This is a genomic window from Paenibacillus sp. S25 (assembly GCF_019454085.1).
GTDB lineage: Bacteria > Bacillota > Bacilli > Paenibacillales > Paenibacillaceae > Paenibacillus > Paenibacillus polymyxa_B.
On record NZ_CP073683.1, the window covers coordinates 1,493,690 to 1,519,220 of the forward strand.

Genomic DNA, 25,531 nt, shown 5'->3' on the forward strand with positions numbered 1-25,531 from the left:
AAACGGTCTGTCAACCTGATATCGTTTGTACAATGAGCACCACATTCAAGATGATAATGACAGCGGTCACGATCCAGGTTAATACTTTTTGCCACATTTTATTTGCGAATTCACCCATGATCTTTTTGTCGCTGGTAAAGAGCAGTAATGGAATGATGGCAAAGGGAAGCTGGATGGACAGGATGACCTGGCTCAGTACAAGCAGTTCCTCCGCACCTTTTTCCCCTGCGATGGCAGTGACGATGACCGCTGGAATGATCGCGATGAGGCGGGTCACTAGACGACGCAACCAAGGTGAAAGACGAAGATTCAAAAAACCCTCCATCACGATTTGTCCAGCTAAAGTGCCTGTTACGGTTGAATTTTGACCTGAGGCGAGTAACGCCACCCCAAATAGTATGCTCGCCAGTGTGGTTCCCAGTAGTGGCGAAAGCAGATAATAGGCATCACTAATTTCGGCTACATCTGTTCTTCCTGCCGTATGGAATACAGCAGCTGCCACGATCAAGATGGCGGCATTAATAAATAAAGCGAACATCAGCGCTATACTGGAATCCCAAGTTGCAAATGTAATAGCTTCCCGTTTACCTGCTGAAGTCTGCTCAAATTTGCGAGTTTGTACAATAGAAGAATGCAGATACAGGTTATGCGGCATTACGGTAGCGCCCATAATACCGATGGCAATATACAGCATGCTCGGATTCGTCAAAATTTGCGAGTCTGGTACAAAGCCGCCCAATACGCCGCCCCATTCCGGTTGTGCCAAAATGAGATTAATGCCAAAACAGCCGGCAATCGTCGCCATCAGCACAATGACGAGTGTTTCCAATGCCCGAAAACCTTTGTTTTGCAGCAGTAAAATAAGCATGACGTCAAATGCGGTAATGATGACTCCGTATAGTAACGGTAGACCAAACAGCAGCTTCAGCGCAATGGCTGAACCGATGACCTCGGCCAAATCCATGGCTGCAATGGCAATTTCGCACAAGAGCCATAAGCCGATGGCGACAGGACGACTATAGGCATCACGGCACATTTGAGCCAAATCTTTACCTGTGGCAATGCCAAGCTTGCCGGATAAGGCTTGCAGCAGGATGGCCATCAGGTTGGAGATTAGAATGACACTAAGCAGCGTGTAGCCGAATTTTGATCCGCCAGCGATGTCTGTGGCCCAGTTGCCGGGGTCCATATAGCCGACTGCGACCATATAGCCGGGTCCAGCAAAGGCAAGAAACTTCCGAAACCAGGTCCCGTCTTTCGGGACGCTCAAGGAACGATTCACTTCCGACAGTGAAGCGATTTCCGCGAAGTTACCCTTTGTATTTTTCATACGCTTCACCTTCTTTATTGTTGTTGAAATATATTATTAGTGACATAACTATTGTGTTATCCCTATTGTACACTCACAATAGTTTTTGTCTAGTGCAACTTTTGTGTGGTCAAGCAAGTTAATCGTATTTTTGAAGCAATATAGCCATCGTATAAAGCAGAACAATAGAAAAACCAAGCTATATCGCTCTGAGGGGAGCAGCTTGGTCGTTTTGGATTTTTTTAAATTGTTGTCCATCTTCCGGGTGAACGCCGCTCCATATTTTATCAATTTCCTTGTAGTTATTCGGACTGAAACGATAAATAGCCCGGTGCAATCCTTTTCTTCGAATTTACGCGTTTCAGAAAAGGCCTTATTCTCCAAGTTCGGAATCGGAAGCATTTTGGTCATTTCTACGCCTGTAAGCTTTTCCAACGCTTTGACATAGGCCATCACATGGACTTCACCCCGCACCAGCAAGTAGCCTACGATCTCGCGTGCGACAGGGTTGTCAGTCATTTCGTATCAATAAACGATTCATGCGCATGAACATAGTCTTTTACCTCCTAAATGGTGAATGTAGACGGCCCATCAAGTTAGGGGCTTATAACATATAGTGTAAACAAGGTGAGGTGGAATTAAACGGTAAATAAATTAGTTAACTTCCATGTTTTAAATGATTCATTTTGTGTAGTTCGTTTAAAGTACATACGAGAAGGTAATCATGTCTTAACATGACGATGGATTCCTGCGAAATGTAAAATGATATAGAGAAGGAGAGATGAAATCATGGAAGCATTATACACGGCATCAGCAACGGTACATGGTGGAAGAGACGGTTCAGTCGCTTCATCTGATGGGGTTTTGAAGCATAAGCTCAGTACGCCGAAGGAGCTGGGTGGCGCAGGTGGAGAAGCTACGAATCCGGAGCAATTGTTTGCGGCAGGCTATGGTGCCTGCTATGAGAGCGCATTGGCTAACGTAGCCCGAAAGGCTAAGGTGAAGGTGGACAATGTTGAGGTCACCAGCCACGTATCTATCGGCAAGGACCCAAGTGATGGCGGCTTCCAGCTGGCGGTACGTCTGGATGTGAAAATACCCGGTATTGAACGCGCCCAGGCCGAAGATTTGGCACGCCAAGCGCATGATTTTTGTCCGTACTCCAAAGCGACACGCGGTAACATTGATGTCGAGCTTAATGTCATTTGACTGCATTTCTATAACTTTTACACTCTGGCCGCCGATTTATCGGGGGCCTTTGCGCATAGATCTTGATTCGCTGAGATTCACGACCATTTGACATCATCGCCAAAATTCATTAAGATGGCTTAGGTGATTCTGGTCATCAGGTACGAAACAAATTTGAAAAATACGGGTGATATGATGTCTTACAGACCGAATATTGTTAATTTCACGCTGGCTGGCAGCAACGAAAAAGAAGGGCTTTATGAGTTTAAAATGAGTTTGGCCGATGGAACGGAGTGCCGCGTTTTTTCTCAACGTCATCCGGAGTGGACCTTGACGAATATTAGTCGACTGCTAACGACGCCTTGCCCGGTATGCCATAAGGATTTTATCTGCAAGTGTATGGATAAGTTCCATGAGGAGTTTTTAGAGCAAATTAATACGAAACAGCTGTTTGAGAAAGCATTGAGCTAGTTTTTCGAACAGGTAAAGACTATACATTTCTAAACAAGCGTCGGATACTTTCGGCGTTTTTTTGTTTATATTCATATGGTTGTGCTGTTGGTATTCATGCCATTGATTTCCCTGGAGGTGAAATGATTTATGAACCAGTCTGATCATGCTCATTCAGATCACTCCATTGTGTTGGTGGATGGGGTATGCCATTTTTGTCAGGGAGCGGCACGCTTTATTATCAAGCGTGACCCTAAGGGAACATTTCATTTTGGTTCCCTGCAATCTGAGGCAGGACAAGAACTATTACGTGCAGGAGGACTATCTACAGATCAGCTGGATACGTTCGTGCTGATTGAAGACGGTACGTATTATACAAGGTCAACCGCAGCTTTACGAATTGCCAAACATCTTCGTTTTCCATATCCGCTGGCCTATGTGCTCATCCTGGTTCCCCGCTTTGTGCGCAATGCCGTCTATAACTGGGTGGCGCGTAACCGATATCGTTGGTTTGGCAAGGATGAAGAGGATCAATGTCAGATCCCCCCACCAGAAATTAGACAACGATTTTTTTAGAGGTTGTTCAAAAAGTCGTCTTTCCATAACGAAGCTATTCAAGAAGCGGATTCGACGTCGAATCTTGAATTCAGCCGGGCCTTCCGTTGCTCACGTAGATCTGTCTACGCTCCGCTACTCAGTCCCTAGCTTCATCCAACCTTCTCGGTCCTGAAAAGCCGACTTTTTGAACACGCACTTTTAGTTGCTTTTTTAAGTTTCTTTTTTGGAGCGATGTCTACGAATTAGTAAGATCACAGCGAGCACGATCAGTATCAGGCTCGTAACAGCTACATACACGATATGTCGTACATTGGGTACGTTAACAGACAATTTTAGCTCGTTAGATTCCAAAGGAGCAATGTCCCAATACAGTGTTTTTCCGTCTTCCGACACACGGTCCGCATTATTGGTAGCAGGTTGGATGGGTAAGGATAGGCTGAAGTTAAGATCCAGCTGCCGCTCCAGTAATTTGCGCGCTAACACATTCATTTGCTCAAATTTGTCACTCAGTCCTTGAGCTTCTTCAGGAAGCATGCGTGGTAGATCGAGCTTCATGGTAAGATCAATATTCGTTGTGAAAAAATGTTGGCTCACAGCGCGCTTTATTTCTAATCCCTCAGGTAGATTTAATCCCTGACTGGGATTTTTTTTGTTTGTGCTCCAATCTCCTTGATAATGTCCCTTGATTTGATATCCCTTTCTTCCCTGTTCAGCTAGCGGCTGTACATCTACATTGTTGCTTTGAATACGCTTGACTAATCGATCTAGCAGCCCGGGATTGTCCAACATCATCAGTGTCTGGTTGTTTACACTGAACGTTGCATCCATATCTACACTTTGATCGAGATGAACATCTACATGGATGTCACCTCGAGCACAGGAAGTTAGGGCAAGCAGACAGCACACCAGCATAAAAATGAGCAGTATTTTTCGTATCCGAACTTGCCGACGTTTGTTCCGATAAGGGCTGTATCCTGTTGGCTCCACGACCTACACCTCTTTATATGTATTCTTTGGTTTAACGACTGGATATCTTCTATATATTACACATTGGGAGAACGAAAATCGAACGGTATAACGAAATGCACAAGAATTATATTTTATAAAATGTTTCCCTAGGTAAAAACTTTAGTGTATACTCTAAAATATAGTATTGATAAAAAATAATTGAATCAAGGAAATAGTTTGTCCCAAGACGAAATTCAGAGGAGGATTTTAAAACATGAACAAGCAGTTTAAGAAGGCTTTGCCGCGATGGGTAACGACAGTTGGTGTATTGTCTCTAGCTCTGGTTCTAGCGACTGCATGTACCGATGCTAAGAAGAAGGAGCAGGGAACTGCGAGAGAGGCTGGACAAAAAATAAAGGCTACGGCTACCATCGGTATGATCTCTGACATTGTCGGCAAGGTCGGCGGTGATCATGTGGAGGTCACGGGAATTATGAAGTCAGGCGTTGACCCGCATTTGTACAAGGCTTCTCAGGGAGATATGCGCAAGCTGGATCAGGCCGACGTTATTTTTTATAACGGGTTGCATCTGGAAGGAAAAATGCAGGACATTCTGGAGAAAATCAGCAAGCAAAAACCCGTCATACCCGTGTCCAAAAACATCGCACAGGATCAGTTGCGTGCAGGTAGTCCGGAAATGGGATCTGAGCATGATCCACATATCTGGTTTAACGTACAGAACTGGATGTCTGCGGTAGAAACCGTCAGAGATGAATTATCGGCGCTTGACGCTGTTCATGCGGAGGAGTATAAAGCCAACGCAGAAGCCTATCTCACTGAGCTGCGAGAGCTGGACGATTACACGAGAGAGCAGATTGCCAGTATACCGGAAGCCCAGCGCGTGCTTGTCACAGCACATGATGCTTTCGGCTATTTCGGAGATGCCTACCACATTCAAGTGAGAGGACTTCAAGGTATGAGCACAGAGTCAGAAGCGGGTTCTCAAGATGTGACCAAGCTGCGAGATTATTTGGTGGAGCATAAAATCAAGGCTATATTCGTAGAATCTAGTGTTCCGAGAAAGGCCATAGATGCGGTTATTCAGGGGGCCGCTCAGCAAGGCCATACAATTAAGGTTGGTGGCGAGCTCTATTCGGATGCCATGGGTGAAGAGGGCACAGAAGATGGAACATATATTGGAATGGTCAAGCATAACGTCAATACGATTGTTAAAGCTCTTAAATAAGGAGGCAAAGATACATGGGGCATTCACCACTTGTCGTTCGTGATTTATCGGTAGCTTATCAAAAAAAGCCCGTTTTGTTCGATGTTTCCTTTGAAGTGCCAGAAGGCAAGCTGATTGGTATTATCGGTCCGAACGGGGCTGGGAAATCTACGCTGATTAAGGCAGCGCTTGGACTGATTCCAAAGCTTAGGGGCGAAGTGCTGGTCTACGGTAAGCCCTATAAGCAACAGCTACTCAAGGTTGGCTATGTACCACAGCGGGAGTCGGTGGATTGGGATTTTCCGACGAACGCATTGGATGTGGTTATGATGGGACGGTATGGCAGATTAGGCTGGTTTAAGCGTCCGGGAGCAGCAGATCGTCAGGCTGCGATGGAGAGTTTGGATAAAGTTGGAATGAGCAAATATGCAGACAGACAGATTAGTCAATTGTCTGGCGGTCAGCAACAACGTGTTTTTTTAGCCAGAGCACTCGCGCAGGATGCTCAGCTTTATTTTATGGATGAACCGTTTGTCGGTGTGGACGCTGCAACAGAAAAAGCCATTATTTCATTGCTCAACGATCTGAAACAGCAGGGTAAAACCGTGCTTGTCGTTCATCATGATTTATCTACAGTCACGGATTATTTTGATCAGGTTATGCTGTTGAACGGGCATCTGATGGCGTTTGGAGAGACGACAGATATTTTTACCGAGGAAAATCTGCAGCGTACGTATGGCGGGCGTCTGAGTATACTCAAAACAGGCCCGGATTCCGGTACGATACTCGGAGTGAGGTGAGCAGTATGACAAGCTTGGCAACGCTTTTGACCGACCCAAACATGCAGTGGATTTTGCTGGGATGCATTTTACTCGGTTTAAGCAGCGGGGTAATTGGCAGTTTTATGTATTTGCGCAAGCAGTCGCTCATGGGAGATGCTTTGGCACATGCGGCTTTGCCGGGGGTATGTGTGGCTTTTATGATCACAGGTACAAAATCCGTGTTTGGATTTATGATTGGGGCCGCCATTGCAGGGATTGTTGCGACCTTTGCCATCAGTGCGTTAACCCGGTATTCGCGAATTAAAAGTGATTCAGCGATTGCAGCGGTGCTGTCCGTATTTTTTGGCTTCGGTATTATGCTGTTGACCGAAATCCAGCATAGTGGCGCAGGAAACCAAAGCGGGTTGGATAAATTTCTATTTGGTCAAGCTGCGGCAATGGTATTGTCTGATGTTTATACGATGGCGGTAATTTCGGTGGTTCTCATCGGAATATGTATATTATTTTTCAAGGAATTTAAGCTGCTCAGCTTTGATCCCGGCTTTGCCCGCGGACTTGGTTTTCCGGCAGGTTTGCTGGATAAGTTGTTGATGCTATTGATTGTCATTGCGGTGGTTGCTGGCATTCAGGCCGTGGGAGTCATTATGATGGCTGCTCTGCTGATTACCCCGGCCGTGTCAGCAAGATACTGGACAGAGAAACTCGGTGTCATGGTATGCCTATCAGGCTTGTTTGGTGCTATAGCAGGCCTTGGTGGGACGGTCATTAGCTCTCTGGGACAAAATCTGCCTACAGGACCGTTATGCGTGTTGTGTGCGACTGTGGTGTTTGGAGTGAGCTTGATTTTTGCGCCGCAACGCGGGATGATCTCCAAGGCTATCGTTCGGTTGAACGCCAGAAAAAATCTGGAGCAGGCAGTCGGTACACAGCCAAGGGAGGAGCGTGCCCTATGAGTTCATTTTATGTAATTTTGACGGGAATGTTAGTGGCAGGGGGATGTAGTATCGTTGGGTGCTTTCTCGTGCTCCGAAAAATGGCTATGATCGGTGATGCAATCAGTCATGCGGTACTGCCGGGGATTGTCATTGCCTTTCTCATCAGCGGATCGAGAGATTCGGTGTGGATGATGTTTGGTGCGGCAGTGTTGGGTCTTCTATCGGTATACCTGATTCAGCTGTTCCAACAAAGCGGTCTGCAAAGTGATGCTGCCATTGGGGTAGTGTTTACGACATTGTTTGCTATCGGTGTATTGCTGGTCAGCGTGTTTGCTTCCAATGTCCATCTGGATATGGATCACGTTTTATATGGGGAAATTGCTTATGTGCCGTGGAATACGTTAGAGATAGCCGGCTTCGATGTCGGTCCGAGGGCTGTGTGGATTACGGGCGCGATGTTTTTGATCAATTTGATCGTGATAGGGGGCTTTTTCAAGCAATTTAAAATTACTTCCTTCGATCCCGCCTTGGCAGCTTCATTAGGCATTCCAGTTGTTTTTTTTCATTATCTGCTGATGAGTCTCGTCTCACTAACGACGGTGGCGTCATTTGAGAGCGTGGGTGCAATTCTGGTGGTTGGCATGCTCGTTGTACCGCCTCTTACCGCTTATTTGCTGACGGAGAAGTTGTCCCGTATGATTGTATACAGCGTAGGATTTGGAGCCATCAGCTCGGTCGCAGGTTTTTACACAGCAAGTGTATTGGATGCTTCTATTGCGGCATGTATGCTGTGTATATCGGGTGTGTTGCTGCTTTTGGTATTTCTCTTTTCCCCGTCTCACGGTGTGGTATGGCAAAAGTTATTTCAACAACGGGGGATCGTTGGCGAAGATAGCAAGTGATTGTAGGAAGTGATCCCATATGAGTTACCCAAAATAGCGTGCATTCAGGCATAAGAGACCTGAATGCACGTTTTTTGCGCTTATACTGCCCTGTGCGGCTTTTTTTGAGGCAAGCTTGATTGATCATCTTGAATTGATTGGGACACGGGAGTACATTCATTACAACCATATAAGAATGGACGGAACAAACAAGCACGCTGTGGGGAGGAACGAAAGTGGAGAGCTTCAAACGTAAATCACCAGAGGAAATACTGGATTCGATTAACAAACTGCATCGAGGCAGACTCAAAATATACATGGGTGCGGTCAGTGGCTCGGGCAAGACGTATCATATGCTGCAGGAGGGGCAATCGCTGCAGCATGAAGGTATTGATGTTGTGATTTGTGCGGTCTCAACCATGCAGCGGCCTGTGACCGTGGAACAGGTCGGCACGCTGGAGCGAGTGCCTAGTATTCATTGGATAAAAGATGGTGAGGAGCAAAAGGATCTGAATGTGGAAGCTTTGGTGGCACGAAATCCCGAAGTGGTACTGGTGGATCATTTGGCACATCATAACCGGAAAGACGCCCCATTTCCAACACGGCTGGAAGATATTCGGTATTTGCTGGAGCAGGGAATTAGCGTCATTACGACGGTCAATGTTTATGAACTCGAAGGAATTACGGAGTGGGTATATCAGCTGACAGGCTTTGAAGCGGAATATACGGTTCCGGTTGATACACTCGAGCTAGCGGATGAAATTCGTCTGATTGATGCCACCCCGGAGATGATTTTGGAACGGCTGGCGAAAGGCTACATGCATACGCCCAATCCTGAGATGTTTCACCGGGGTAATCTGGGTAAATTGCGTGAGCTAGCCCTGCGATTGGTAGCAGAGGATGTGAACGATTCGCTGGAACGGCACCGGGAGGAGTTAGGCTTGCACGGGGCGTCAGGAGCCGCAGAGCGTATTTTGGTACCCGTCCAATATCATTGGAATGGGTCCATTTATGTACGTAGGGGGGAACAGGTCGCCAAGCGGTTGGGTGGAGATATGCTAGTAGTCTCCTTTGTCAGCTCGAAGCGCAAGCTGTCCAAGGAATCAGCAGCCTTCAAGCGTTCAATTGAGAAATTGACTGACAAGATAGGATCAACATTTGAAGAAATCCCGCTTTTTTCACGCAGAAGGTTGCCTAGTCAACTGATTCATTATGCGGTGACGCACAATGTTACCCGAATTGTTATGGGGCATTCTCGGCAGACTCCGTGGCAGGAGTTGATGAAAGGATCGCTTGTGAACGGGATTTTAAAACGAATGAAAAATATGGATCTGCTGCTGATTGCGGACCGGGCCGAGCAGGAGGGTGAGCGGATTTTGCCAACAATGAGACAGGAGGAGGGAGATAATGATCCGTATCATCGTTTGAGCGTTGAGGAAGCACAGGCTGAGGCAGCCAAAATCTTGCGGGGCAAGCTCAAGGTATACATTGGCGCTGCTCCGGGGGTCGGCAAAACATACACGATGCTGAGAGAGGGGAATGATCTGCTGGAGAGCGGAATCGATGTAGTTATCGGATTGCTGGAAACGCACGGAAGAGCAGAAACACTGGCCCAGGTAGGATCTCTGAAGATGATACCCCGTCAGTCCATCGAGCGGCATGGCGCACACTTGGAAGAAATGGACACGGAATCGATTCTCAGGCGTAATCCCGAGGTGGTGCTTATTGATGAGCTGGCACATACCAACGTGCCCGGAAGTCTGAGATCTAAGCGCTATGAGGATGTGCTTACCATTTTGGAACAAGGTATTTCTGTGATATCCACAATGAATGTACAGCATCTGGAGAGCTTGAATGATGCGGTAGAACAGATTACTGGCATACGAGTGAGAGAGACTGTCCCCGACCATATGATGCGTCTGGCCGATGAAGTACAGCTTGTTGATGTGGCTCCCAAATCGTTGCAGCAGCGTATGCGTGAGGGCAAAATATACGATCATGCGAAGGTGGAACAGGCACTTAGCCACTTTTTTAAACTGGGCAATCTGATTGCGTTGCGTGAACTTGCTTTGCGGGAATTGGCAGATGACGTAGATGAGCGGCTGGAATCCTGGGATCGACACGAATCACTTCGGGGACCGTGGCGCAGGGAGGAAGTGATCTTCGTAGGCGTGACGCTAAGCGAAAATGCTGAAAGGTTGATTCGCCGCGGTTTTCGTATCGCCTTTCGTCTGAAGGCTGTGTGGATTGTGACTTATGCTCATGTTGGTGAGCGTATACCTGAGAGACTGAACCCTCGTCTGGAACAACTAAAGTTGCTGACCCACCGACTGGGGGGGACCTTTGAGATTCGGCTTGTTTCCAGCCGACGCGAAATTGCCGACATTTTGATTGCTCCAGTGGAAGGATATTCAGGTACGCAGCTCATCGTGGGGCAGTCTTCCCGAAGTAGCCGTTGGGGTAAGGCTGCGGTTGTGCCGAGGATTCTCCGTCAAGCACGTCATATGGATGTTCTAATTGTGGCGGATTATGATCCGGATATTAAACTGGAGATAGATCATTAATTAGCCCAGTAAATTCATAAATAGTCATATGATGGTTACCGATGGTTCGCTGCTTCCATAGTATATTCTATCTCAAAGAAATGGAGGCGAATTAAAAATGTTTAAACATTGTCATTCGCGTAAGCCAAAAAAACGTATCTTTAAGAAGATCATTAAGGTGACTGTCATTAAGTTTAAACCTAAATTTAAACATGATCACCGGAAACATGAAGATTTTGATAAGAAATGTCATTGCCGGAAACGTCGCCATCATCGCCATCATGACTGTCATCGTCGTCACCACAAATTCTACTAAGATGAAGATAGTAGGAGGCGGGGCTAGACTGCCCGCCTTCTCCTAGTACGAGGATTTTGGAAGATACTTGCACAAAAAATACTTGCTCTAATATAAGCGCTATGCTATTCTACCAGTAAATAGATTGCACGTGACGGAAGCACCGTTCACCAACCGTATGTACTTTACGGATTGATGAACGGTGCTTTTTTGCGTTGTTGTGTTAGGGAAAGGGATGAGCGTTATGGTTCCAGTGAAAGTGGTATTGGCCGTAGAAGGCCGGGATTATATTGAGCCGCTGCTGAATTATGTTCACGGAAGCGAGTACGCCAGAAGGCTGAGAATAACGGCTTTTTCGCAACCGGAGGCATTTCATCAATACATGATGGAAACCAGTGGAATGAAAAGACCGGATGTGGTGGTAGGTGAAGCGGCTTTTTTGAATCTATGGACAGACAGAGAAGCTGCGGATATTCCTTGTTTAGTATTGCATGAGGGAGAACAAGTAAGCGAATATGGGCAGCCTTTATTAAAATATCAGCCTTTATCTGAGCTGGTCGGTTTTATTTTGGAAACGGCTAGACAGAGGTCGAACGGTCGGAAAAGTGTAAACAGTCGGGAAGGTGGAATGATTATCGGCATGGTAGCAGCTTCCGGTGGACTAGGTAAGACAACGGCCGCACTCAATATGTCCAAACAGCTGGGGAATGAGGGATTTTCGGTATTCTATCTGAATCTGGAGACGGTGGATTCAAGCTCGTTGTTCACTGGTTCAGGCAGTGCTAGCGGAGCAGAAGGAGAAGGGCTGTCCAGGCTGCTCTATGATCTCAAGGCGGAGGGGAGTGAGGACACTCCATTATCCATGGCTTCCTATTGTATTCGTCGCCCTGAAATTCAGGCGGATACTTTTCAGCCTGTCTATAATCGCAAGGAGCTGACGGACATGACTTGTGATGAAGCGAAAGAGCTGATTCGAACGGTTGCCGAAAGTGGGCAGTATGATGTAGTGATCGTAGATGGCGATTCTGAAAAAGGTGATCGGGCTCAAGCCGTGCTTGAAGCTAGTCATAAGCTGATTTGGCTGCTGGCAGACGATTTAATGAGCATGCACAAGTGCGGATTATGGCTGGATGTTTTAGAAACCACGCAGCCTGAAGGGCTTGAAGACATGATATGCAAAACCAGCTTTGTGGTGAACCGCTATATGGGAACTATGATCAACTCATTACCTCGTGACTTCATGGAGCTAAACGGAGCGTTACCTTATATACCTTCATGGAAGCAGATGCAGCACCGTGAGCTACTGCTTAGTTCACCGATTTATCAGCGGGAAATTCGTCATCTGTGCCACGAGCTGCTGAATGTGGACAGTGTAACACATCCGCCCGCCGTTTGGTCTTAAAAGGGGCTGATGAACATGAATGAGGAACGTTTTAAGGCATTGCGAGCAGATATCCGAAACGGGTTAGACGTAACGTCTTCGGTAAAGGATACAGATCTGGTACGGCATATTGAAAATCGAATTTTACACGATGTAGAGCTGGTGGGCTTAACTTCCCGAGAGAAGCACGCACTTGTCCGCAAGATTTTCAACTCTTTCCGTGGGCTGGATGTACTCCAGCCATTGATTGACGATCCGACCGTTACGGAAATTATGATTAACAGTCACCGGGAAATCTTTGTGGAGCGGGCTGGTGAAGTGATGCAGGTACCTGATCAATTTGAGTCTCGCGAGCGGCTGGAGGATTTAATCCAGACGATTGTAGCCGGGGTGAACCGAATTGTGAATGAGGCTTCCCCCATTGTGGATGCCCGGTTAAAGGATGGGTCACGCGTAAATATTGTGCTGCCTCCAGTTGCTCTCAAGGGTCCGACGATGACAATACGGAAGTTTCCCGAGCGTCCTATGACGATGGATGACTTGATACAAATGGGTGCGCTTGATGCAGAAACCGCTGCTATGCTCAAGGACTTGGTACGTAGCAAGTACAACATTTTTATAAGCGGAGGAACGGGTTCTGGTAAAACAACTTTTCTGAATGCATTATCCCAGTTTATCCCGTCGTCTGAACGGATTATTACCATTGAAGACTCAGCAGAGCTGCAAATTGTGACGGTCCCTAATCTAGTTTCCATGGAAACAAGGAATGCGAACACCGAGGGGAAGGGAGAAATCACAATTCGTGATCTGATTCGTTCCTCCCTGCGTATGCGGCCCAACCGCATTGTGGTGGGTGAGGTCCGGGGAAGTGAGGCATTGGATATGCTGCAAGCGATGAATACTGGCCATGATGGAAGCTTGTCAACTGGCCACGCAAATAATATCCGCGATATGGTCAGCCGGCTGGAAACGATGGTGCTCGGAGGAGCAGAGCTTCCACTTGGAGTAGTACGGCAGCAGATCAGCTCAGCTATTGATATATTCGTTCATCTGTCACGGATGCGTGACAAATCTAGACGAGTGCTGGAAATTAGCGAAGTGATTGGCTTTGAAAATGGTGAGGTGACGCTTAACCCTCTTTATCGTTTTCAGGAACGAGGAGAAAGTAAGGGGCGAATCGTAGGAGGTCTGGAACGTTGTGGCGAGGGTCTGCAACATACTTTGAAGCTGCAAATGGCCGGGATCAATCCGGAAAACTGGCACAGGGGAGGAGTATCAGCGTGAAGCCAGGAAAAACGACTGCCAAGCAAGTATCACGTGAAGTCCCTTCTCTGCCAGATTATACGGTGTATACATTATCGACAGTACAAAAAAGTCTGTGCATATTCTTTAGTGGCGTGCTGTTTGCGATGATCGGCTATCTATTTTATCACCAATGGATATTATCGTTGCTGTGCGCTGCCGGGGCTGTGGTGACACCTCGTTATTTTAGGCAATTTTTGCTGCAAAGACGCAGGTCTGCTCTAAGCATCCAATTCAAGCAGGCTTTATATTCGCTCTCGTCTTCTCTTTCAGCGGGAAGGTCGGTGGAGAATGGTTTTCGTGAGGCTGTAGAGGATTTGAGATTGCTTAGTCCGGATGGAGATCACGACCTGATTTTTGAATTTAACATTATTACCGCCTGTCTCGAAATCGGACAACCTGTAGAGGCTGCTTTGCAGGATTTGGCCCGTCGGGCGCAGATGGAGGATATTACGAATTTTGCGGACGTATTTGCGGCTTGCAAGCGAACCGGAGGTGATCTGGTGGAAGTCGTACGACGAGCTTCAAGTGTCATTGGTGAGAAGTTGGAAATTCAGCAGGAGATCGGTGTAATGATTGCACAGAAACGTTTTGAATCGAGGGTTATGTTTGCGGCGCCTTTTTTCTTTGTATTGTTTATGACGATGACAGCGGGTGATTACATGATGCCCTTATACAGCGGTACAGGTATGATTTTATCAACCTTTTGTTTATTGGTGCTTGGTGGGTGTCTTGTGTGGATCAACCACATTATGAAGATTGAAGTGTAAGGAGAGATAGATGTGGTGATGTTGGTTTGTCTGGTCATGCTGGTTCTGCAAGTGGGAGGTTGGGTGGTGCTGAACCAGATGCATGGTGCTAAGTATGCGCATTTTCGCCATATGAAGCTGGAGGGACTGCGGCTGCAAAGACTTTCAGTCCCATTTGTACACATGATTCATGCTTCACGTGCTACTCACAGGCTGCCTTTGCTGATGTTTAAGCTCCAGCGTTCGGTGCAGAAGCTGTATGGTATGCGCAACAGCGGAGAAAAAACGATGCTTTTTCTGGCAGAAATGTTGGGTTACGGATATATGATGGCTGCTGGTGGAGTTATAATATCGCTCTTGATGGGTGGGGATGCGACCGGGCTGGTGCTCGGATTGGGACTTGGCATTCTGGTACCTATCGCGCTGATCAAGGATTTGCATGGGAAAGTACAGAAGCGGGATCAGCAAATTTTAATGGAATTGCCTGAACTGCTGAGTAAAATGATGCTTTTAGTAGGTGCAGGTGAGACGGTACAACGGGCATTGCTCCATTGCGTGGAACGTAAAGGAGCGGATACGAAACATCCGTTGTATCGAGAACTGAGGCAGACGGTGACGGAATGGGAAAGTGGCTTTTCCTTTCAACAGGCATTTGAGCACCTGAGCAAACGTTGTGGTATTCAGGAAATGACAGTATTTACGACGACAGTTTTGTTGAATATGAGGCGCGGCGGGAGCGATTTCGTGATGGCTTTGCGTGAGCTATCCCAGACGTTATGGGGCAAGCGGACTTCAATTAGCCGCACAAGAGGGGAGCAGGCTTCATCTAAGCTAGTATTCCCGATGGCGCTGATTTTGCTAACGGTAATTGTGCTGGTGGGCGCTCCGGCTTTAATGATGATGAATATGTAGGAGGAATACAACGATGATGACATTAGTAACAGGCAGTATTCGTAAGTTGTACAAGGATGAGGATGGTCTGGGTACGTTAGAAATGATCCTGATCATTGCCATTCTGATTGCGGTGGCAATTATTTTCAAGGATCAGATCAAGAAAATTGTAGAAGGGCTTTTGAAAAAGGCGGATAAAAAAAGTAACGATTTTATGGATTCATAATGCTGCGCAAATTGGCACAAAAAGAGGACGGGAGCTTCTCCTTGGAAGCTTCCCTCGTCTTTCCCATTCTACTGCTGGTCATTTTTGTGATGTTATTTTTTTGCCTGTACATATATCAAAAATCTATATTGGTGCAGGTCGCTGCTACTGCTTCGGAAAGGGCCGCTTACAGTTGGGATAACAGCTTCAAGGACCCACGTACGGGAGCATTTACACAAGGGCAACGGGATTCTCTCTATTGGCGCCTGAAGGATGATGGTATGCTGGGAGCCCTGTTTGGCTGGACCGGAGCCAACAATCAGGAAAGTGTACAGGTTCCGGGCGGCAATGGGGGAGGCTCGTTACCTGCTCAGAAGCTGTCCAATGCAGAAAATAGAATGCCTGCGGGCATGCAGGGGCAGATGACATATGAGAACAGTATGATTCACCGTAAGGTGACCACAAAGTTAAATAAGATAGTGAAGGTACCTTTGTTGAATCAGTTTTTAGATCAGACAGATTTGCAAGGGGAAATGAGCTCTGGCGTGGTCGAACCTGTGGAATGGATTCGTACGGTGGAGTTGGTCCGTTATTATGGTGCGAAGTTTATGGGCAGAGGATCAGGTGAAAAGGTAGATTCGGCAGTTGCAGGGAAAGTACTGATGCAATATGGTCAAAACGGTCAGTGAGAAGTAAGTAACGGGAATGTAACTGGAAAGGAGGAAGCAGGTGTTTGGTAAGGGACACAATACAAAGGACAGGGAATCAGGTGCTGTCACGGTCTTTTTAATTCTGATTCTGGCGGTCATGTTCGGTTTTATTGCTGTATTTATTGATTACGCGAGAATTGCTGCATTGCATGTGCAGACCGAACGGCTGACCCATGCGGCGGTTCGTTCAGTGATGTCTGCTTATGATCCGACATTACAACAGGAGTACGGTTTGTTTGCTTATGGCGAAGGCGGCGGAGAACAAATTATGGTCAAAGTGCTGAATGACAGCGCGCGACGTACGGCACACGCGGATACACTCCCGCTGATGAATACGAAGCTGGATTCAAGTTCCCTGCAAATGGAAAGAGAGCTTGGTAAATATGCCATATTTAACGAACAGATCCGTGAAGAGATGAAGTATAAAGCACCTGTCGATTTTACGTTTGAAGTGCTCGAAAAGCTAAAGCCGCTCTCTCAAAACATGAAAGAGGCTTCTCATACGGTAGATTTGCTGAAAAGGCTGCAAAAGCTGTACGACAGACGAGAGGCCCAACTGGATGACATGCTGGAGAAGCAGCGTAAGGCAGGAGCTTATATGGAAGAGGTTCGCAAGCGGATTATTAAACAGAGGGGCACCTATATGCCCAATCAGTATATATGGGACCCGCTTGAGGTTGTAGCCGATATTGCCGCTCAATATAAGCATTACGTACATGTATATGAAGACAATAAGAAGAGTGTGGACGACGTTAAAATCATGCAGATGGAAAAATATGCACGTAGAGCGAGGGCAGCGCTTGATCGCCTGCGTCAGATCATGGTTCAGGCTGGAGAAGAACATGATAAGCTGCTTCTGGAAGCCAAGGAACCGTTAAATGAGGCCCGACAGATTAATGAAGAGATGCGCAAAGTCATTGCCCAATATAAGCAGAGGGCGGCCAATGCAGGCTACGATGAGGTTTCAGCAGCCCCTACTCCAAGCGGAGCAGGCTCCAACGCAGATCCGTCGGTAGGAAGCGCACGGCAAAAAGCAGAGGATTTGTTGATTCCAGATAAGGAATTTGAGCAATGGGAAGCAGAAATCGAAAGGCAACGGACTTCTATAAATACTGCTAACAATAGAATAACGAGCATGATGCGTACCTTATCTTTTTATACAGATCCATTTTTGAATGCAGACATGCTCAAGCAAGAAGTCGCATCAACGCTCAAAGAGATAGATAAATACTTGAATGCGTATGCTTGGGCGGGACCTGCCAATGTACTCGACGGTGAAGCCAAAATGATGGATACGCGACGTGGACCGGACAAAGAACGCAAGAAAATGGAAAAAGAGGCGAAAAACAAGCTCAAACAAGCCTATCGGATCATTGAGGTTCTTTCCAAAGGTAAACAAAGTGCAGAAAAATTCCAACATCTGGAGCGCTATTACAATGAAAGTATTTCGTTTAACCAGTCTACATCCAGTCCATCTGTATCCGCTGATTTGCCCTATGACACCTATGATGCAGCGGGAGCTTCAATGGATAGTATGGATGGTCTATACGGGTCGGCATCCAATTTACTGACTCAACTGGGAGACGAGTTTTACCAGAATGAATATGCGCTATCTTACTTCCATCATGTGGATTTTAGCCGTTTTGGTAGCTTGACCGGATCGGGTGGAAATGTGGGAAATGCTGCACAGATTTTGGGAGATCAGCTGGAGGTGAATAATCAGGAAGTTGAGTACATCCTGTATGGGTTCCATAATCCGACGGGCAATCTGGCATCCGCCTATGGAGAAATTTTCGCTATGAGACTTGCCATTCGAACAATGGAGGGATTGGTTAAAAACAGCTCAAAAGGTAATCCGCTGGTCGTTTTGGCGGCGGCTTTGTTATATGGAGTAGAAAAAGCAATAGAAGATATGATTATGCTGGTACAAAAGGGGGACGTGCCATTGTCTGATTTTCTGAAATTTCGAATGACATACAAGGATCATTTGCGATTGTTCCTGATGCTCCATAGCAATAATGAACGAAAAATGTCCCGTATGCTTGCTCTGATCCGCCTGAATACAGATGTCAATCCTGCTGAGCGGCAAACGTATGCAACGGGTGAGGTCAAGAATGGGATGAGGCTGTGGTTTCTACCTGGGGTAATGAAGATGCTCGGGACCGCCTCAAAAGAAGGCGAGAGTATTAAGGGAAGTGTGTACTATGTCACGAAAACAGCGCATTTTTCCTATTAATCGGTGTTTACGGAAAGTTTGTGGGCAGAAGCAATGTGAACAAGGGAGTATTGTTTTAGAAGCGTCACTGGTGTTGCCAATGTTTCTGTTTTTTATTATTTTTCTCATTTATATGGTTCAGATGACGCTGGTATCCACAGCCTTGCAGAACACCGCTTCAGAAGCGGTCAAGCAGGTTTCGACTAAAATCTACCCAGTTTCTCTAGCCGTGGAGGCGGCGTCCGCGAAAATAGATGCAGTCCGTGAACCGCTGGATGAATTGCCCAAGTTATCTATGAGTGAATATGCAAGCCAATTCGCTGCCCAGTTGCCACCTCCAATTGGCGATTGGGTAGAAAGCGCTGTTCAGGGCGGTCAAAAGCCGATGGAGGAACTGCGGGGGCGATTTACGGAAGCTGCACTCGATCCTGTTCTGAAGCCGATGCTAAAGCCTTTTATGGAGGAAAGCATTCTGGAGTATGACCGTATTCATATAACGAGCGTACATGTACCTGCTCTTACAGGAACTAAGGACCCTTATTTTAGAGTAGAGCTATCGTATGAACTGCCGATGAAGGTCCCCTTTTTGTATCGCAGCATTGTGATTCAGGCAGCGGCAGAGGAACGTCTCTGGATTGGGAACACAGGGGAGGGGACAGGTACAGGAGAGGCAACAGCGGATAAGGATGCGCAGCATTCCATACAGTTGCTCGTCAAGCCTGAACCTGCTGTGAAGGGTGTGTACAATTTGATCAAGGCCAAGATTGAGCCTGGGACGACTGCTAATCTTTCTGTACTTTATAAGTCGGGCCAAAGCACGGCCCAGCATTTGGGCTGGACCTCTGCCAATGCGGACGGGATTATTGAATGGAACTGGTTTGTGGGAACGAACACAACACCCGGTCAATGGAGCTTTGTGATTGAAACAGAGGATGGTCAACGTATAGAAGTTCCGTTTACCGTGGAAAAGCCAGCTGATGGATAGATAGAATCGACTCGACATAGACGGACAGGAATACCTACGATGGAAAGTGATTTGGTAGTCTGCTAGTTCTATTTTATAAAGGGGGAAGATCGCATTGACGTGGATGTATATTGTATGCGGAGTTCTGCTCGCGATCGCGTTAGTTACGGATTTACGTAGCATGAAAATCCCTAATAAGCTTACATTGCCCGGCATAGTGGTAGGCTTGGTGTTCAATACTCTGTTTGGAGGGTGGCACGGTTTTTTATTTGCTGTTGCTGGACTGGGTACCGGATTTGGTTTCATGCTGATTTTGTACTGGATGGGAGCTGTTGGTGCAGGGGATGTAAAGCTGTTCGGCTTGATTGGAGCATGGACAGGTGCCGCTTTTGCATGGCAGTCAGCTTTATATTCGATTTTTTTTGCAGGTATTATTGGCATAGGAATTTTGCTATGGAAGAGGGAAACCATCATGAGACTGCGGCGCGTGGCTTTTAATTTAGGAGGATTTTTTCTATTTCGCAGCGGCAAAGCGCTGACCAGTGGGAATGAAGCGCACCTCAGGTTTCCTTTTATGACGGCAGTCATTCCGGGAGCGATCAGTGCTTATCTTTACTTCTTGCCATAACATGTCCGCTGGGGGAGATCATGCTACCTCACGGAGATAGGAAATTGTTAAGGAGGTCATGAATTGTTTGGTTTAAGCAGGGATTTTGCCCGGAACGGCGGGACATTTATGATTCTAAACAAGGAAGACGGGCTCAAGACCGATGATTTAAATTCCGTACAGACCGGCATGATGACTGGTAATCGGATTCCCGGTCTGCTGGAACTTAGAATAAAGGAAGTCGATTTTCAGATAGAGTTACATTACGACATTTCGGGGCAACGCATGCTTTCCCAGTTATGGAAAGGTGGGAGCGTGTCGACTTCTGATTTCTACCGGATTCTTTTTGAAGTGGCAGATGCCCTCCATCGCAGCCCGCAATATATGTTAGATATCCGCCAGTTTATTTTGCACGAGGATTATATTTTTCTAAGTGGTTCAGGTACAAGGGAAACCGCCAGTTTAACCTATGTTCCTTTACGCAGTGTACAGTATACAGGGCAGCAAACAGGCAGTCAATTTAAGCAGATGGTTATTCGTTTAATGACTCGTGTAGCCCACTTTCAGGGAGAATATATACAACGCATTCTCGATCTGTGTGATAGAAATGAATTTGAATTGGGATTGCTAAAGGAACTGCTATTGCAAGGAATGAAGACTGGTACAGAGAGTGCTAGCGTGAAGGGAGAAAGTATGGAAGGGCGAGCTTTTTCATCAGCCGACCCTATCATATCTGCTCATACATCTCATACCTCACAGGGGAATTATACTGATCGTGGCGGAACATACGGGCAAGAGCATAGGGAGACTCTGCAGGAGATTCAGGAGCTTAAACGGATCAATCGGCTCAAACCGTCCGTGAAACCAGAGGAGAATTCTGAGCTTGTAACAGAAAACGAAGTAGAAGATGTGGAGCCTGGATTGCAAAAATATAAAACCTACATTACTCTCGGATGTCTGCTCGCTTCGACCATCGTGTGGCGTTATATTTATCTGGATCATCCAGAGACGGTACCGTTGATCATTTCCGTTGTGCTGACCTTGGTACTTGCCGCTGTTGCTTATATAAGCTGGACGGGGAAATGGGAGCGCAATCGAGCTTCATCTCATATGTACAGCGATTCAGTACCTGTATTGGATTCGGAATGGTTAGGAACTACTTCTTCCCCAGCACAACGCAAAAATGATCGTTATCAAGTAGATAAGCTGACCGGGTTTGTAGCGGGACGTCATCATCAAGACAAGCAATCTTTCGATTCGAGTGATCAAGGGCAGGAGAGCTGGAGATGGACTTTTCCAAACTCAGAATCGAAAAGCGTGGGAAACCGAGTTACGGAAGATAGGGAGAACACTTCAGCAAACTATGACCTACACGAGCCATCGTGGAAAGGTGCGGAACGAGGAAATGAATTGGAAGCCAGCGATACCAGTGAGGCTTATTATAAGTCTCTCTCCGGGGTAACGGAGCTGCTAAATGCTGTATCTAAGCAGGAAACGATGCTGCTTCGTTCAGATCAAGAGATACAGATTTCACCTGTTCAGCAATCACCGATTGCTTGCCTAGATCGCAAGCCACCAGGTAGTGGAGGGACCGAGCGCATCCGGTTGCAGCCAGACCAATTCGTTGCAGGCAGCTTTATCATCGGGAGAGATCCGCAATTGGTCCAGTTTGTGGAGCATACGGATGGAGCTTCCCGTTCTCATATTGAGCTTTGCATAGTTACAGGAGAACATAGCCACATTGTTAAGGATTTATCCTCGACGAACGGAACTGTTCTGAATGGAGAGCCTATGGTGCCTTATAAGGAGTACACAATGAAGGATGGAGACACTTTTAAAATCGCCGGAGTCTCTTATACTTATCGGTTGGACTCTTTTAAATCCTCCAATGCATCATAAATGAAGGTTAGACGGAATTGTCCGTCTAGCCTTTTTGAATTGTATGAAAAAACTTGCTAACTGCATTGTCGAGCTAGAAAGGATTTATGGTTGAGGAACATAATGTGAAGGCGATGATTACTACTACTACGCTGATAAAATGTATCTTATAACAAGGGTTATAATACTTTAGGCATAGCAAATCTGATTATCTCAGTCCAATTGTCACAGAATATAAAAAGGGAATTTCAGGATAATAGATGGATGCCCCTAAACATCTCCTTCTGATAAGATTATTTCCATCTAAATTAAAATGGACGTGATCAATTGGGGAGAATATTGGTTCCACCTGATAAGCTAATGGAAGTGGCTGACCAGTTCTTGCATGGTAAACACGAAATGGAACGGATGTTGAATTTACTGAATGGAAGAATTGATTTTGTCCAACAAGGTTGGTCTGGTGCTACCCGAGAGAGGTTTTTCCAAGATTTTCAGGTCTCTAGACAATCCATGGGCGTGACGCTTGAACGACTTTCTACGGTTGCACAAGAACTCATTTTTATTTCAAAAAACTTCACACAGGTAGATGGAGAAAAAGTCGTACTGGATGTGCCGGGGAATGGTGTGCCTGTTAAAACGGCATCAAGCGTTGAAGGTTGGTTACATAAAATTTTTGAACAGATCGGAAAAGCGGAAATCACCAAGGCTGAAGCCCAGATGGAAGCTAGCAAGCTTCAAGGAGAAATTCTCTGGGATACTGCTCAGGGAGCGAAAGGTGCTATTCAGGAAGATCTAACCTTAGGGATGCTGCCTGACAAAGACCGTGACTATGATCATCCTATGGCTGCTAAAGTAGGTGAAATTCTCGGTCACGTAGCTACGACATTGCAGGGGGCTGGTGAGGTAGTAGCTGGAATAGGTGGAGAAGGATTATCAGTTGCTGTTTCATCCACGGGAGTTGGTAGTATTATCGGAATACCTGGATTGATTGGCTCAGCAGCTTTAGCGGCACATGGAGGTACAACCGCAGTTAAAGGAGCAAGCGGAATAGGGAAAAGCTCAGCGGAATTGTGGCAAATGGCGAAAGGGGAAGGTGGAGGCTCATCTAAATCTACTCCATCTTCGGGAGCTAAGGCAGAAAGTACGACTCCTCATCAGGGAAAAGGTGAAACTGCACAGGTTGGTGATACTTTTGGAAAGTCAGGGACGCTGGTTGAGAATCCGGGAACACAAATAAATTGGTCTAATTCTTCAAATCATGCTTTAGAAAGAATGCAAGAGCGCGGCGTAACAAAAGAAATGGCAGATTCTTGGGTGGAAAATGGGAAGTCCCTTTCCCAGAATAATGGCAGTAAACATTTGTTCTTTTCAAAAGAAGGTGCTGCCGTAGTTGCTAACGATGGGACACTTGTTACAGTTATTCCTAAGAGTAAGTATGATGATGCATATAAAGCACTATCTAAATCGTTATTTGGAGAGTAGGAGTGTATAAAAATGAACAATGATATCGTACAAATGATTAATGAATGGAATCCAATCGAGATACATCCTCTATTAGAAGATGAATATTATTCAGAAATAAGTAAAATCTATGAAAAAAGTAAGATAACAAATTCTGTGGAAGAATTAGCGGAGCAGATTCATTTTGTATTTGCTCATTCTTTTAAAAAGGAATTCGATAAAAGTATTGAAGAATGTCGATTAATCGCTGAAAAAATAATTAATGTTACAAAATAATTAATCCAAGAAGCTTGCTTCTTTAACTATAAAAATGGGAGCGAGCTTTTTCATCAGCCAACCCTAGCCTATCTGCTCGATCCTCTCATACCTCACAAGGGAACTATACAGAACGTGGCGGAACGTACGGGCGAGATCACCGGGAGACTCTGCAGGGGATTCAGGAACTTAAACGCATCAATCGGCTCAAACCGTCCGTGAAACCAGAGGAGAATGCAGAGGTAGAAGCCGAATTCGAGATGGAAGATGTGGAGTCTGGATTGCAAAAATATAAAATGTACATTGCTCTCGGATGTCTGCTCACTTCGGCCATTGTGTGGCGTTATATTTATCTGGATCATCCAGAAACGGTACCGTTGATCATCTCCGTGGTGCTGACCTTAGTACTTGCAGCTGTTGCTTATATAAGCTGGACGGGGAAATGGGAGCGCAATCGAACTTCGTCTCATATGTACAGCGATTCAGCACCTGTATTGGATTCGGAATGGTTAGGTCCTACTTCTCCCCCAGCACAGCGTAAAAATGATCGTTATCAGGTAGATAAGCTGACCGGGTTCGTAGCAGGACGTCATTATCAAGACAAGCAATCTTCTGATTTGAGTGATCAAGGGCAAGAGAACTGGAGATGGACTTTTCCAAACTCAGAATCTAAAAGCGTGGGAAACCGAGTTACCGAAGATAGAGAGAAAACTTCAGAAGTGGACTATTCAAAAGAATAAAAGAGGCAACTTAAAAACTTACAGTCTGCTCGATAGATTGTGTCTGACTAAAAAAATGAAACCTAAGCCGGTAGTGACACTACCTACCAGCCTGGAGTTCCTCTTTTTAAATTCAATGCTGTTTTTGGGAAGAATGGAGTTCCTCTAGAGCGTCCTTAAGTGAAGGATAGTTAAACTTAAATCCGTGCTCGAGCGCTTTGCTCGGTATTACCTTTTGACCATCCAATACAAGCGTGCTCATCTCACCAACTAGCTTTGAAACGAGAATGCTGGGGACGGGAAACCAGTGCGGACGGTGATATACCGTAGCTACTGTCCTCCCAAACTGGTCGTTCGTCACTGGGTATGGTGATGATGCGTTCACTGCCCCGACGATTTCCTTCGTATGGATGCAGTACGTGATCAGACGAACAATATCCTCAATATGAATCCAGCTCATCCATTGATGACCGCTGCCTATTTTGCCGCCGAATCCGAAGCTATAAGGTATCTTCATGAGTGGGAATGCTCCTTTTTTTCTGTCCAGCACAAGGCTAATGCGTAACTTAATTAAACGGGCATCAGAAGGGTAGGCATTAGCGGCTTCCTCCCATTGCTCAACCACCTGAGACAAAAAATCTTCCGAACGACGCGGGCTCGTTTCATCGAATGTTTCGGTCAGGGATGTACCATAGGCGGCAACAGCCGAAGCCTGAATGATAACTTTCGGTTTTTTTTGTAGAGCATTCAATGCTTCAGCCAACCGGGCAACAGATAGCAGTCGTGATTGAAGAATTCTTTGTTTGGACTTATCCGTCCAGCGCTGATTCAGCGTTTCGCCTGCTAAATTAACGACCGCATCTGTGCCTTCCAGTACTTCAGGCTTTTGTTTTAATTCGTTCCAACTCATATATTGCAAGCGGGGGCTCGCTTCGTGCCCTACCAGTGGCTTGCGGGTAACGACTTTCACGGTGTATCCGTCGTCTAGCAGGCTTTTGACCAGTGCACTCCCCACCAATCCAGTTCCTCCACATACGATGATGTTCATGGAGCCAGCTCTCCTTCCAATTCACAAAAAAA

The 25,531-nt window shown here is 46.2% G+C and carries 24 protein-coding genes and 1 pseudogene; 21 read left to right on the top strand and 4 right to left on the bottom strand.

What is annotated here, in order from left to right; translation table 11 throughout:
• Positions 1-10 precede the first annotated feature (10 nt).
• Both KAI37_RS06400 and KAI37_RS06405 read right to left on the bottom strand, forming a co-directional pair.
• Positions 11-1,330 carry an Nramp family divalent metal transporter gene (locus tag KAI37_RS06400; RefSeq protein ID WP_071639954.1) on the bottom strand — a complete coding sequence of 440 codons (1,320 nt, stop codon included), beginning with the start codon at positions 1,328-1,330 and terminating at the stop codon, positions 11-13.
• 211 nt (positions 1,331-1,541) lie between these two features.
• Positions 1,542-1,834, bottom strand: a pseudogene (locus KAI37_RS06405) (manganese catalase family protein); the annotation flags it as partial.
• Between the two features lie 264 nt (positions 1,835-2,098).
• Between KAI37_RS06405 and KAI37_RS06410 the strand changes: the two are divergent.
• From KAI37_RS06410 to KAI37_RS06420, 3 genes are all read left to right on the top strand, one after another.
• A complete protein-coding gene (locus KAI37_RS06410) occupies positions 2,099-2,518 on the top strand; it encodes an organic hydroperoxide resistance protein (RefSeq protein WP_013309264.1) in 420 nt (139 codons plus the stop codon).
• Positions 2,519-2,641: 123 nt separating this feature from the next.
• The gene (locus KAI37_RS06415; RefSeq protein ID WP_013309265.1) at positions 2,642-2,968 is read left to right on the top strand and encodes a hypothetical protein; all 327 of its coding nucleotides are present in this window, start codon (positions 2,642-2,644) and stop codon (positions 2,966-2,968) included.
• A 129-nt stretch (positions 2,969-3,097) separates the two neighbouring features.
• Positions 3,098-3,523 carry a thiol-disulfide oxidoreductase DCC family protein gene (locus KAI37_RS06420; protein WP_076292454.1) on the top strand — a complete coding sequence of 142 codons (426 nt, stop codon included), beginning with the start codon at positions 3,098-3,100 and terminating at the stop codon, positions 3,521-3,523.
• A 192-nt stretch (positions 3,524-3,715) separates the two neighbouring features.
• Here the strand turns inward: KAI37_RS06420 and KAI37_RS06425 are convergent, their stop codons facing one another.
• Positions 3,716-4,492 (bottom strand): DUF3153 domain-containing protein, encoded by a 777-nt coding sequence (locus KAI37_RS06425; RefSeq protein WP_071639957.1) that lies wholly within the window; start codon positions 4,490-4,492, stop codon positions 3,716-3,718.
• A 235-nt stretch (positions 4,493-4,727) separates the two neighbouring features.
• Between KAI37_RS06425 and KAI37_RS06430 the strand changes: the two genes are divergently transcribed.
• From KAI37_RS06430 to KAI37_RS06515, 18 genes are all read left to right on the top strand, one after another.
• Positions 4,728-5,699: a metal ABC transporter solute-binding protein, Zn/Mn family gene (locus KAI37_RS06430; RefSeq protein WP_068939875.1), complete on the top strand. Its 972-nt coding sequence runs from the start codon at positions 4,728-4,730 to the stop codon at positions 5,697-5,699.
• Between the two features lie 14 nt (positions 5,700-5,713).
• Positions 5,714-6,478, top strand: a complete 765-nt coding sequence (locus KAI37_RS06435) for a metal ABC transporter ATP-binding protein (protein ID WP_023987614.1) — start codon at positions 5,714-5,716, stop codon at positions 6,476-6,478.
• A gap of 5 nt (positions 6,479-6,483) precedes the next feature.
• Positions 6,484-7,413 carry a metal ABC transporter permease gene (locus tag KAI37_RS06440; RefSeq protein WP_071639959.1) on the top strand — a complete coding sequence of 310 codons (930 nt, stop codon included), beginning with the start codon at positions 6,484-6,486 and terminating at the stop codon, positions 7,411-7,413.
• Positions 7,410-8,297: a metal ABC transporter permease gene (locus tag KAI37_RS06445; RefSeq protein WP_220030933.1), complete on the top strand. Its 888-nt coding sequence runs from the start codon at positions 7,410-7,412 to the stop codon at positions 8,295-8,297. The genes KAI37_RS06440 and KAI37_RS06445 overlap by 4 nt, the downstream gene beginning before the upstream one ends.
• Before the next feature lie 215 nt (positions 8,298-8,512).
• Positions 8,513-10,840, top strand: a complete 2,328-nt coding sequence (locus KAI37_RS06450) for a histidine kinase (RefSeq protein ID WP_071639961.1) — start codon at positions 8,513-8,515, stop codon at positions 10,838-10,840.
• Positions 10,841-11,358: 518 nt separating this feature from the next.
• Positions 11,359-12,516 carry a P-loop NTPase family protein gene (locus KAI37_RS06455; RefSeq protein WP_076292457.1) on the top strand — a complete coding sequence of 386 codons (1,158 nt, stop codon included), beginning with the start codon at positions 11,359-11,361 and terminating at the stop codon, positions 12,514-12,516.
• Positions 12,517-12,531: 15 nt separating this feature from the next.
• Positions 12,532-13,779: a TadA family conjugal transfer-associated ATPase gene (locus KAI37_RS06460; RefSeq protein WP_071639963.1), complete on the top strand. Its 1,248-nt coding sequence runs from the start codon at positions 12,532-12,534 to the stop codon at positions 13,777-13,779.
• Entirely contained in the window at positions 13,776-14,567 is a 792-nt protein-coding gene (locus tag KAI37_RS06465) for a type II secretion system F family protein (RefSeq protein ID WP_220030934.1), read from the top strand. The genes KAI37_RS06460 and KAI37_RS06465 overlap by 4 nt, the downstream gene beginning before the upstream one ends.
• Before the next feature lie 18 nt (positions 14,568-14,585).
• Positions 14,586-15,458: a type II secretion system F family protein gene (locus tag KAI37_RS06470; RefSeq protein WP_071644244.1), complete on the top strand. Its 873-nt coding sequence runs from the start codon at positions 14,586-14,588 to the stop codon at positions 15,456-15,458.
• Between the two features lie 13 nt (positions 15,459-15,471).
• On the top strand, positions 15,472-15,663 hold the full coding sequence (locus KAI37_RS06475; RefSeq protein WP_013309278.1) for a Flp1 family type IVb pilin: 192 nt from the start codon (positions 15,472-15,474) through the stop codon (positions 15,661-15,663).
• On the top strand, positions 15,663-16,331 hold the full coding sequence (locus tag KAI37_RS06480) for a TadE family protein (protein WP_220030935.1): 669 nt from the start codon (positions 15,663-15,665) through the stop codon (positions 16,329-16,331). The genes KAI37_RS06475 and KAI37_RS06480 overlap by 1 nt, the downstream gene beginning before the upstream one ends.
• Positions 16,332-16,371: 40 nt before the next feature.
• The gene (locus tag KAI37_RS06485) at positions 16,372-18,588 is read left to right on the top strand and encodes a DUF5702 domain-containing protein (RefSeq protein ID WP_220030936.1); all 2,217 of its coding nucleotides are present in this window, start codon (positions 16,372-16,374) and stop codon (positions 18,586-18,588) included.
• Positions 18,557-19,552, top strand: coding sequence for a TadE/TadG family type IV pilus assembly protein (locus KAI37_RS06490; protein WP_076292461.1), 996 nt, complete (start codon positions 18,557-18,559; stop codon positions 19,550-19,552). Before KAI37_RS06485 ends, KAI37_RS06490 begins: the two co-directional genes overlap by 32 nt.
• A gap of 94 nt (positions 19,553-19,646) precedes the next feature.
• A complete protein-coding gene (locus KAI37_RS06495) occupies positions 19,647-20,159 on the top strand; it encodes an A24 family peptidase (protein WP_025722689.1) in 513 nt (170 codons plus the stop codon).
• A 63-nt stretch (positions 20,160-20,222) separates the two neighbouring features.
• Positions 20,223-22,037, top strand: coding sequence for a DUF6382 domain-containing protein (locus tag KAI37_RS06500; protein WP_220030937.1), 1,815 nt, complete (start codon positions 20,223-20,225; stop codon positions 22,035-22,037).
• Positions 22,038-22,343: 306 nt separating this feature from the next.
• The gene (locus KAI37_RS06505) at positions 22,344-23,498 is read left to right on the top strand and encodes a WXG100 family type VII secretion target (RefSeq protein ID WP_233901839.1); all 1,155 of its coding nucleotides are present in this window, start codon (positions 22,344-22,346) and stop codon (positions 23,496-23,498) included.
• A 12-nt stretch (positions 23,499-23,510) separates the two neighbouring features.
• The gene (locus tag KAI37_RS06510) at positions 23,511-23,753 is read left to right on the top strand and encodes a DUF1871 family protein (protein WP_069080969.1); all 243 of its coding nucleotides are present in this window, start codon (positions 23,511-23,513) and stop codon (positions 23,751-23,753) included.
• A 197-nt stretch (positions 23,754-23,950) separates the two neighbouring features.
• On the top strand, positions 23,951-24,472 hold the full coding sequence (locus KAI37_RS06515) for a hypothetical protein (protein ID WP_252508776.1): 522 nt from the start codon (positions 23,951-23,953) through the stop codon (positions 24,470-24,472).
• Between the two features lie 112 nt (positions 24,473-24,584).
• Here the strand turns inward: KAI37_RS06515 and KAI37_RS06520 are convergent, their stop codons facing one another.
• Positions 24,585-25,499 (bottom strand): TIGR01777 family oxidoreductase, encoded by a 915-nt coding sequence (locus KAI37_RS06520; RefSeq protein WP_220030938.1) that lies wholly within the window; start codon positions 25,497-25,499, stop codon positions 24,585-24,587.
• Positions 25,500-25,531 lie beyond the last annotated feature (32 nt).